The organism is Micromonospora sp. NPDC023888, from assembly GCF_040639415.1.
GTDB lineage: Bacteria > Actinomycetota > Actinomycetes > Mycobacteriales > Micromonosporaceae > Micromonospora.
In genome coordinates this window covers 1-10,138 of sequence record NZ_JBEZZW010000075.1, presented here as the reverse complement: position 1 = coordinate 10,138, position 10,138 = coordinate 1, and the positions used below count along the sequence as shown (strand labels likewise).

Below are 10,138 nucleotides of genomic sequence, written 5' to 3'. Positions count from 1 at the left end.
GATCTGCGCCGCGGCCTGCGTCGCCGCCGAACCAAACCCCTGCCAGCGCCCCGCTGACGACCGAATCGCCGACGGATCACCATCCATCCTGAACAGATGCGCCGGAAACTCAGCCATCGCGCCCGGACCTCCCCGTGTCCACGCCAACAGGCCGCACTACGCACCGAACATAGACACCCGACAAACTTCGATGACTACTTCAGTCGCATATCTCGCACAATCTGAGCAAGCCACATCAGACGGTGATGGAAGGGCGGAACAATCCGCACCCGCCGGAGCCAACGCCACAGGGGGCCTTTACCAGCGACGTGTGGGCGGGACCTCGTATCAGGCCGCCGTCACTATCGCGGCGCCCCTCAATGGTGTCACGACCGCACGGACACGCCCGCGGCCACGAGGGCGTCGACCTCGGTCCGGGTGCAGCCGCTCTCCGGGCTCTCGCTGAGAGCGATGACCGCGTCGAGCCGCTCTCTGGCCTGCCGGAGCTGGGCGATCTGTTGATCGATGCGGTCGCGTTCGGCGCGCAGCATGGCCCGGGACTCCGGGGTGTTGACCTTCGCGTCGACGCAGGGCAGCAGGTCCAGGATGGTCCGACTGGACAGGTCGGCGGCGTACAGCATCTGGATCAGGTGCACCCGGTCGACCGCGCTGTCGAGGTAGTGCCGCTGGCCGCCGCTGCTCCGTGCGGCCGTCAGGAGCCCCTGCTCCTCGTAGTAGCGCAGCGCTCGTACGGACACCCCGGTCTTGGCGGCGAGTTCCCCGATCCGCATCGATCCTCCCCCGGCCGGTGACACCAGTCACACAACCTTGTCTCTCACGTCAGCGTCAGGTTCTAGCGTAGTCCGCGTATGGCTCGTCGTTGAACCTGCCAGGAGGCAACCCATCATGCAGATCACCGGTTCGATCGCGCTGGTCACCGGCGCCAACCGTGGCATCGGTCGACACTTCGCCCGACAGCTGCTGGAGCGCGGGGCGGCCAAGGTGTACGCCACGGCCCGCAACCCCGAGCGGATCGACATTCCCGGCGTCGAGACGCTTCGGTTGGACATCACCGACCCGCGCTCCGTCGAGGCGGCGGCAACCGTCGCGTCCGACGTCACCCTGTTGATCAACAACGCCGGCATTTCCACCTACACGAACCTGGTCACCGGCGATCTGAGCAAGATCAGATCCGAGATGGACACCCACTTCTACGGCACCCTGAGCATGGTGCGGGCGTTCGCGCCGGTGCTCGGCGCCAACGGCGGCGGGGGAATCCTCAACGTCCTGTCGGCGCTGTCCTGGTTCTCCTACGACGGAGCCAACGCCTACGCCGCGGCGAAGGCAGCCGAATGGAGCCTGACCAACGGGATCCGGCTGGAACTGGCGGGCCAGGGGACCCTCGTGACCGGCCTGCACCTGGGTAGCGCGGACACCGACATGACTGCCAGCTACGACGGCGACAAGATGGACCCCGCCGACGTCGTACGCGCCGCCCTGGACGGCATCGAGGCCGATCGGATCGAAGTCCTCGCCGACGAGTGGAGCGCGTACATCAAGGCGTCCCTGGCCGACGACCCGAGCGCCTTCTACAGCCCGGCCGGCCGGTAGGGGTCGACGGCGCGGCGCGTCACTGGCAGACGAGCCACTCGTCGTCCTTCTTGACCAGCAGCATCGTCTGCGTGAACCGCGCGCCCGTGCCCTCCTGGACCATCTCGAAGATGGCCGTCGCGGTGACCCGGCCGTTGTAGTTGGTGACGTTCACGTCGATGATCTCGTAGCTGCTGACCGGCAACTGCGCGGCCTGGATCCGGGCGAAATCCGCCTCCGTGATGTTCTTGCGCACGTCGGCGCAGAGTCGCCCGTACGCGCCCGGGTAGTTGCCCGACCGCATGTCGTCCACGTACGCCGTCGCGGCAGCCCGAGCCGGTTCGACGTCGCCGCGCAGGGTGCGGTAGATCCAGAACCCGACGCCGACGCCGACCACACAGCACAGCGCCAGCAACGCGCTGACGACGATCAGGGCCGTACGAGCCGTCCGGTTGGGCTTCGGGGTGGGCACCATCATCGGCTCGTACGTCATAGCCCGGAGGGTAGGCCCAGGCGACAAGAACACTCCGCCCCGAACCCCGTTACCCAGCGGGCCGTTCGCCGGGCCGGACGCCAGGTGGCGTCCGGCCCGGCAGGGCGTGGGTCAGAGCCGGGCCGCGCCGGCCGCGGTGGCCTCCTGCACCGCCGAGGTACGACGGGCCTCGGCCCGCTGATCGCCGGCGTCCTCCCGGTCCGGAGCCGCCGCGCGGGCCGCCCGGTTGCTGCTCGCCGCCGCCTGGTCACCTGTCACGCCGCCGCGGATCCGGTTGTTCGCGGCCACCTGGGCCACCGGGTCGTTGCCGGTCACCGTCAACTGACCATTGATGATGTTGTCGTCGACGCTGACACCGCCCGTGGTGTTGGTGACGCTGACGTCCGTGCCCCAGTAGCCGCCGGAGGCGCAACTGTCGAGGGTGCCGTTCGGGCCGAGCTGCACACCACCCAGGTTGCCGGCGAAGGTGGCCCGACCGCGGACCGCGCTGCCGCACACCACGCTGCCGGTGGCGCTGTTCAGCACCGACAGGGTGCCGTCGACGAAGGAGTCGTGCACGTCTGTGTAGTAGGTGCCGGTGCTGCTGAGGTTGCGTTGCACCTGGGTGCCCCGGTCGAGCCGGACCTCACCCGCGCCGGCGTTCACCGTCCCGACGATCGTCGATCCCTCCACGAACAGGAAGCTGTCGACGGTCGCGGTGCCCTTCGGCCGCACCGTCACATTGCCGCTGCTGGCGTCGGAGAGGAAGATGCCGTACCCACCGGCGGCCAACACCACCTGACCGTCGATCGTCGTCTCGGTGGCGTCGAGGTAGCCGTCCGCGGCGACACGTACCTCACCGCTGACCCGGCCACCGGCGACCACCAGGTTGGCGCCGGCCGCGACCGTGACGTTGCCGGTGATCGTGGTGCCGGTCAGGGCGCAGGACTCACCGGCCGGCACGAGCAGGTCGTTGGGCACGGTCACGGCACCGCCGGTGCCGATGCAGTGGGTGACCAGGTCGGCGTGTGCGGTGGGCGCCACCGCCAGCACCGAGGCGGCGATGACGGCGCTCACGGTGGCCAGCTTGGCGACGGTACGTCCGGGCATCGTTGTACTCCCTGTCGATGAGGTTCGAGGACTCATGCGCCGACGTCCGATCGGGCCGCGGCCCGGACGATGGCGCCCTGCTGCCGCCGGTTGAGCGTGCCGCCGGTGACGAGCGCGGCGGTGACCGCCTCGACGTGCCGGACGAAGTCGGCGTGGCCGGGGTAGCCGGCGTGTTCGTCGATCAGATCGTTGATGGTGCAGCCGTCGCCGGTGTCGACGTTCGCCACTCCGGTGTCGTCACCGTCGATGATCACGGTGGCCCGGGTGTCCGAGGCGGGGCAGCCGTCGGTGCCGTCGGCCACCACGGTGAACGTGGTCGACTGCTCGGTGGAGGCGTTGCCCGCGGTGTCGGTCGCCCGGTAGCGCAGGGTGTGGGCGCCGACGGCCCGGACGGCGACCGGGCTGGCGTACGCGGTCCAACCACCGGTGTCGAGTGCGTACTCGATCGACGCCACACCCGAGCCGTCGTCGGTCGCGGTGACGGTGACCGTCGCGCCGCCGACGTACGCGCCGTCGTCGTTCTGGTCACCGGCCACCGTGGCGGCGACCGTGGGTGGGGTGGTGTCCTCGGCCTGTGGCTCCACGACGGTGAAGTGGGCCATCTGCTCGGCCGACGTGTTCCCGGCGACGTCGGTCGCCCGGTAGTGCAGCATGTGCATGCCCACCGAGGTCACGACGATCGGGGTCGTGTACGCGGTGAATGCTGCCCCGTCCAGCGCGTACTCGATGGTGGCGACGCCGGACCCGGCGTCGGTGGCGGTGAGCGTGGCGGTGGCCGTACCCACGTAGTTGCCGTCGCCGTCCTGCTCGCCGGCCAGCGCGGCCCGGACCTCGGGCGCGGTGGTGTCCTCCTCCCCCGGCTCGACGATCCGGAACGACACCGAGCCGACCGCGCTGGTGTTTCCGGCCTGGTCGGTGGCGCGGAACTGCACCGAGTGGTCGCCGACCGCGGTCACCGGCACCGGCTGGGTGTACGGCTGGAAGCTGGTGTCGTCGACCTGGTACTCGATGCTCCGCACGCCCGAGTCGGCGTCGGTGGCGGTCACTGTCACAGTGGCCGCGCCGAGGTAGTTGCCGTCCTGGTCGCGCTCACCGGCCACTGCGCCGGCGACCGTCGGCGGCGTGGTGTCGCCGCCACCTCCGCCGTCGGTGACCACCAGTTCGCCGACCATCTGGCTGTGGCCCGGGATCGAGCAGAAGTAGCGGTACCGGCCCGGGGTCAGATTCACTGTCGCCTGGTGGCGTCCGTCGTTGGCGTCGAACGGGCTGGCCAGGATGTTGAGGGTGACGTCGTGGTTGTAACCCTCGCTGCTGGTGTCGAAGGTGAGCGTGTGCGGCATCCCGGTGGTGTTGCCGGTGGCCGCGCTGTTCTCCCAGATGATGGTTGTCGCACCGGCCACCGCCTGGGTGGGGGCGGACTTGTAGCGGGTGGTGTTGTCGTCGGCGGTCCAGGTCAACACCTGGTCCGCGGCGACGCGCGGGGCGGCGGTGGCGGGCTTCGCGGCCAACGGGATCACCGTGAGCAGGAGCGCCGACAGCGCAGCCGTGAGTCGTCGGGTCATCGTTTCTCCTAGAGTTCCCGCACGCGGATGTTGCGGAACTCGGCCAGGTCGTTGTCACCGTGGTTCTGCAGACCGATGAAGCCACGGAGGAACTGCCGCAGGTCGGTCGGCGGATCGCCGGCACGGGAGGACTGCTTGCCAGGCGTGTTGTCGAACTCGTTGATCACCACGCCGTTGCGGATCATCGTGTAGTGCTGACCGACCGCGCGGATCTCGTAGTCGTTCCACTCGTTCTTCGGGGTGACGCCGGCCTGGGCGAGCGGTACGGGGTCGAAGTTGTAGACCGATCCGGTCTTCTGCGGCTCACCGGTCTCGCCGTCGTAGATCTGGATCTCGTGTCCGCAGTAGATCGCCATCCAGGCCGTCGAAGTCCGGGCCGATCCGACGGTGCCGCAACTGCCCTCTGGTCGTTGCTCCAGCGGGGTTCGCAGGTCCGGGAATCGGATGAAGACGCCGGTGTTGGCCCGCCCGGTGCCGGGGGCGATGTCGCGGAACTGCAGCTTCAGTGAGAAGTCACCCAACTCCTTGGTGTGCCAGAGCATGCCGAGGCCCCCGCTGGAGCGCAGCGACCCGTCCGGCTGGATGCTGAACGATCCCGTCGGGGCCTGCTGCCAACCGAGCAGTGACTCGGCGGTGCCGTCGAAGAGTGGCTCGTACCCGGTGTGTCCGTCACGCCCGATATCGGACGCGGCGGCCAGCCGGGTCAGGGTGCCGCTCTCGCGGGCGTTGAGCAGACCGTCGTCCTGGAGCGCGCGGGTCACCGCGGTCACGTGGCGGACGAAACTGTTGTGGTCGGCCCAGGTGCTCTCGTCGTCGATCAGGTCGTTGACAGTGCAGCCCTGCCCGACCGTGCGGCTGGGCACCCCGGTGTCCGTGTCGCCGAGCCACACGTTCTGCCGGTCGTCCGGCACCGCGCAGCCCACCGTGACAGTGCTCTGCACCGTCGCCGTCTCACCGTCGGCGTACGTGACAGTCAGTTTCGCGGTGTAGGTGCCGACCTTTGCGTACGTGTGCCGGGGGTTCGCCTCGGTCGACGTGGCGCCGTCGCCGAACTCCCACCGGTGGCTGACGCCGCCGGAGCGCGCGCCGTCGAAGGCGATGGTCAGCGGCTTGTTCTGTACGGCGACGGAGTTCGCCGCCGGTGCCGGGGTGGGCGCGCCGCCGGTGTAGGTGATCCGGATGAGCTTCTGGTTGGGGTGCAGGCTGAAGAACCCGCCTCCGTAGTCCAGCAGGTAGAGCGCGCCGTCCGGGCCGAACTTGGCGTCCATCCAGCTCTGCAGCCGGGTGTCGCCGTTGCCGCTCGGGATGATGGCGCGCAGCGTCTCGGCGTAGACCGGCGGGGTCGCCGTCGGCACCCCGGCCGGGTCGACGGTGACCGCGACCCGGTTGGCGGCGTTCGACTGGTCGCCGATGAACCACTTCTCGTCCCAGTACGCCGGCCACGCCACAGTGCTGTTCGGGTCGACCCGGTCGCGGTGGTAGGTCGGGCCGGACATGATGGCCTGCCCGCCGCCGCGCAGGTACGGCTGGGTGTAGGTGGCGTCGGCAGCCACGTAGGTGGGCAGGCCGCTGCCGTCGGTGCGCTTCGGGAAGACCGGGCCGCCGCCGTCGGGCGAATACCAGATCATGTTGTCCCGGGCCGCCGGGATGTCCACCAGCCCGGTGTTGCGCGGGGACTCGTTCTTCAGGTTGTCGCAGTCGTACCAGCCGGTCAGCACCGTCGCGTCGGTGCTGCTGCGGTCCCGGTACGGCTGCCGGTTGCCCATGCAGTAGGGCCAGCCCTGGTTACCGGCCGAGGTGATGATGGTGGCGGTCTCGTACTTGGCCGGGCCGAGGGTGGGGCTGGGCGACGCGGCGTCCGGGCCGACCCAGCCGGCGGTCAGCCACTGGTGCTCCGGGTCGATCTGCAGGCGGGCGATGTTGCGCACGCCCATCACGTAGATCTCCGGGCGGGTCTTCTCGGTGCCCGGCGGGAAGAGGTTGCCCTCCGGGATGGTGTACGTCCCGTCGGCCTCCGGGTGGATCCGAATGATCTTGCCGGCGAGGTCGTTGGTGTTGCCCGCCGTGCGGCGGGCGTCCTGGAAGGAGAGGCCCTGGTACTCCTGGGTCCAGTTGTTGCCGGAGTAGCCCTGCGATCCCTCGGAGGAGTTGTTGTCGCCGGAGCCGACGTAGAGGTTGCCCTTGGCGTCGAACGCCATGCCGCCGCCGGCGTGGCAGCAACTGTGGATCTGCACCGGGAACTTCAGCAGGTCCTTGCGGGTGGCCTGGTCGATGCTCTGCGCCTGACGGTCGTAGGTGAACCGCGAGATGGTGCGCTGCCCGACCCGCTGCACCCGGTCGATCGACTCGTGCGGCATCCAGTAGACGTAGAGCCAGCCGTTCTCGGCGAACGCGGGGTCGGGCACGATGCCGAGCAGGCCCTCCTCGTTCTTCACCAACTCGGAGCCGCTGCCCCGGTTGCCCATCACCTCAAGGGTGGTGAGCAGCTTCACCTGCTTGGTCCGCGGGTCCCAGGAGTGGATGGTGCCGCAGCCCAGGCCGACCTTCGGGTCGTTCCAGTTCTCGATCGGGCCACTCGGGCAGGCCGCCTTGCCGACGTAGAAGACCGTGCCGTCCGGCGCGATGGTGAGCCCGTGCGGCTCGCCGATCTGGTCCAGTTGCCCGGTCTGGTTGACCGCGGTGAGCCGCTCCACCTTGTAGTTCGCGGCGATCGTTGCCTGGCAGTCGCCGCGTACGCGACCGGTGGTCCAGTTGAGCGCCCCGGCGAGGTGGGCGCGGAACGCCTCCTCACCGTAGCTGCCCTCGGTGTGGCCCATGCCGGTGTAGAACGAACGGCCACCGTCGTAGTCCCGGCACCAGGACACCGGGTGGAAGGCGCCGTTGGCGGCCGGTCCCGGGTTGTAGTGCCGCTCCTCGACCTGGGCGAGCGTGTGCACGCTGCCGATCGGGTTCGGGTCCCAGTTCTCCCAGCGGTCGGAGCGGGTGATGGTCAGCGGCAGCGACGCCGTGGCCGGATGCTTCCGGTCCAGGATGTCGACCACCGCGCGGTTCACCGCGGGCGGCTCGGGGGTGGTGGTGCTGCCGGTGAACAGGCGCAGGTCGGCGAGCTGGACCAGCGGCTCCCCGCTGTTCGCGGTGATGTTCAGTCGGTAGCGGCTGAACTCCTGCGGCGTGGCGATGTCGAACCGGCGGGTCTGGTACCGGTCCGGGAAGCTCTGGGCGGTGCGCCGGTCCAGATCGGACCAGTTCTGCCCGTCGTTGGAACCCTGCAGGGTCCAGTCCTTCGGGTCCCGGCCGGCGGAGTCGTTCGCCGACGTCAGCGCGTACCCGGTGATCCGCTTGGGCGCGGCCAGTTGGTAGGCCACCCACCCGGTCGGGGTGCGGACCAGCCACTTGGTGTTGGCGTCGCCGTCGGTCAGCTTCTCCTTGGTCTCGCTCGGCGGGTTCTCGCCGCTGGCGGTCACCCCGGCCACCGGCTCGGCCACCGGGATGGCACCCGCCGGGCGGGTGCCGATCAGGCCGGTGAACCAGGCCGAGTCGACCTGGGCGCGGGCGGCGTCGGCGATGCCGACGAAGCCGCCGCCGGCCTTCATGTAGCTCTGCAGCGCCGACTCCTGGTCGCGGTTGAGCGCGGCGCCCGTCGCGGAGAGAAAGACCACGCTGCGGTACGCCGACAGCCCGGCCGTGGTGAAGACACCCGGGTCCGTGGTGGCCGTGACATCGATGTCATGACCGACGCCAAGTTGCTTGATGGTGTCCACCGCGCGCGAAACCGGGTCCTGCTGCTCGGCCACCGGGCCGTGGAACACGAGGACCTTGGCCTGCTGCGGCTGCGCCGCCTGCGGGGCGGCTGCCGTTCGTGGCGCGGCCACGCCCGGTGCGGCTGCCGCCGTCGACGCCGGGATCAGTGCCGCGAAGGCCGCCATCGCGGCCAGGACTCGTCGTGGTTGTCTGGTCATCCCCGTCCCCACTTTCGGTTGGGTCAGCTTCCGTGCGTGTGGGTGTGGCCCTGGAACCGGTGGATCGCCTCCTCGGCGCCCGGCGGCATGCTGCCGTCGGCGTTGCGCACCAGGAAGATCCCGGCCATGCCGCCGTCGGAGTGGTTCTGCACGTGGCAGTGGTACATCCACGCCCCCGGGCCCACGCCCTCCCCCGCCAGCACCTGGAAGCCGAACGAGCTGCCCGGGTTGAGGTCCTTGTTGTCGATGACCAGGCTCGGGTCGCTCAGTCCCTCGAGCATTCCGGTGCGGTTGTCCGCCCAGCGGTGGGCGTGCAGGTGGAAGGTGTGGAACAGGTTGCCGTGCCCGATGGCGATCCACTCCACCCGCTGGCCCAGGTTCGCCTCGAACATGGGAGTGTCCGGTGCCATCCGGTTGTTGATCGTCATGTCGTGGAACACGACGGTGAACTGCTTCTCCGGCAGGATGTCGCCGCGCCGGCGGACGATCAGCGCGCCGTACAGCCCCTTGGCCACCCCGGCGGTGCCGTGGTCGGTGCCCATGGCGTGGTCGTGGTAGTGCCAGTAGCCGGCGCTGCCCGGCATGAACCGCCGGCCCGCCGCCGCGAACATCTCCCGCGAGCGCCAGACGTACGTCCGCGTCTCGCCGGGGTTGTTGAACGAGGCGTTCAGCGGGCTGCCGTCCGAGTCGGTGCTGTAGTCCACCCCGTGCGGATGGATGGAGAGCCGCTGGTCTGTGGTGTTGACCAGGGTGATCTCCAGGGTGTCGCCCTCGTACATCTCCAGGAGCGGACCCGGCACGGTCGCCTGGCCGGGTGCCAGGCCGTAGCCGAACAGGCCGCCGGGCAACTGCTCGGCGTAGATGGTGACCTTCTTCGTGACGCCGGCGGCGGCCTGTGCGGGGCTACCCCCGAACGCGGTGCCGATCGCGGGGGCGGCCGCGCCCAGCGCACCGGCGGCGAGCGCCCCGGTGGCGATCAGGGATCTGCGGGACAGGTGACGATGGGAGCCAACGGCTTGATCGTCCATGGGTCTCCGTTCCCGACCGGGCGAAGACGCGACGAGGGCAGGGTGCAACAACCGCCGAGCACGGGGCGGTAGCACGACTGAGGTGAGGCTCGTCGCGGACTTTGCTCGGAAGACTCAGAGCTTTCGGTGGATGTCTGAAACTTATGTAGTCCATCGACGAAAGTCCAGGTCTGGTTGCAAAAAGATTACCTTGACATCACGGCGTCCTTCGATTGACATGATCCTGACACGTAGCCCGTCGATCAGCTCGACCAGGGCTTCCTGGCCGCCTCCGGGGGCATCCCGAAGCAGCGCGCCAGGATCAGGTGCAGCACGGCGATCCGCGCCTCGATCTCCACAGTGGTCCGGCCGGCGGGTGCCGTCTCAGTCGTCACGGTGGTCCTCTTCCTCCTGGAGGTTCGCCCAACCGAGCAGCTCGCGCAGCTCTGCCGGCGTGCA

7 protein-coding genes and 1 pseudogene are annotated in these 10,138 nt (G+C 69.5%); 1 reads left to right on the top strand and 7 read right to left on the bottom strand.

Annotated elements, in window-relative coordinates:
- Positions 1 to 365 precede the first annotated feature (365 nt).
- On the bottom strand, positions 366 to 770 hold the full coding sequence (locus tag AB0F61_RS33925; RefSeq protein ID WP_357818415.1) for a MerR family transcriptional regulator: 405 nt from the start codon (positions 768 to 770) through the stop codon (positions 366 to 368).
- A gap of 115 nt (positions 771 to 885) precedes the next feature.
- Between AB0F61_RS33925 and AB0F61_RS33920 the strand changes: the two genes are divergently transcribed.
- Positions 886 to 1,590, top strand: a complete 705-nt coding sequence (locus AB0F61_RS33920; protein ID WP_357818412.1) for an SDR family oxidoreductase — start codon at positions 886 to 888, stop codon at positions 1,588 to 1,590.
- A gap of 19 nt (positions 1,591 to 1,609) precedes the next feature.
- Here AB0F61_RS33920 and AB0F61_RS33915 read toward each other — a convergent pair whose 3' ends face one another.
- The 6 genes and pseudogenes from AB0F61_RS33915 to AB0F61_RS33890 all read right to left on the bottom strand — a co-directional run.
- Positions 1,610 to 2,062 carry a hypothetical protein gene (locus AB0F61_RS33915; RefSeq protein ID WP_357818410.1) on the bottom strand — a complete coding sequence of 151 codons (453 nt, stop codon included), beginning with the start codon at positions 2,060 to 2,062 and terminating at the stop codon, positions 1,610 to 1,612.
- Positions 2,063 to 2,173: 111 nt separating this feature from the next.
- Positions 2,174 to 3,151 carry a hypothetical protein gene (locus tag AB0F61_RS33910; protein ID WP_357818407.1) on the bottom strand — a complete coding sequence of 326 codons (978 nt, stop codon included), beginning with the start codon at positions 3,149 to 3,151 and terminating at the stop codon, positions 2,174 to 2,176.
- A 32-nt stretch (positions 3,152 to 3,183) separates the two neighbouring features.
- Positions 3,184 to 4,713 (bottom strand): plastocyanin/azurin family copper-binding protein, encoded by a 1,530-nt coding sequence (locus tag AB0F61_RS33905; RefSeq protein WP_357818404.1) that lies wholly within the window; start codon positions 4,711 to 4,713, stop codon positions 3,184 to 3,186.
- An 8-nt stretch (positions 4,714 to 4,721) separates the two neighbouring features.
- Complete coding sequence (locus AB0F61_RS33900) at positions 4,722 to 8,672, bottom strand: ThuA domain-containing protein (protein WP_357818401.1); 3,951 nt, start codon at positions 8,670 to 8,672, stop codon at positions 4,722 to 4,724.
- A 23-nt stretch (positions 8,673 to 8,695) separates the two neighbouring features.
- A complete protein-coding gene (locus AB0F61_RS33895) occupies positions 8,696 to 9,700 on the bottom strand; it encodes a multicopper oxidase domain-containing protein (RefSeq protein WP_357818398.1) in 1,005 nt (334 codons plus the stop codon).
- A gap of 263 nt (positions 9,701 to 9,963) precedes the next feature.
- Positions 9,964 to 10,047 (bottom strand): annotated as a pseudogene (locus AB0F61_RS33890) (DUF4272 domain-containing protein); the annotation flags it as partial.
- Positions 10,048 to 10,138: the final 91 nt, after the last annotated feature.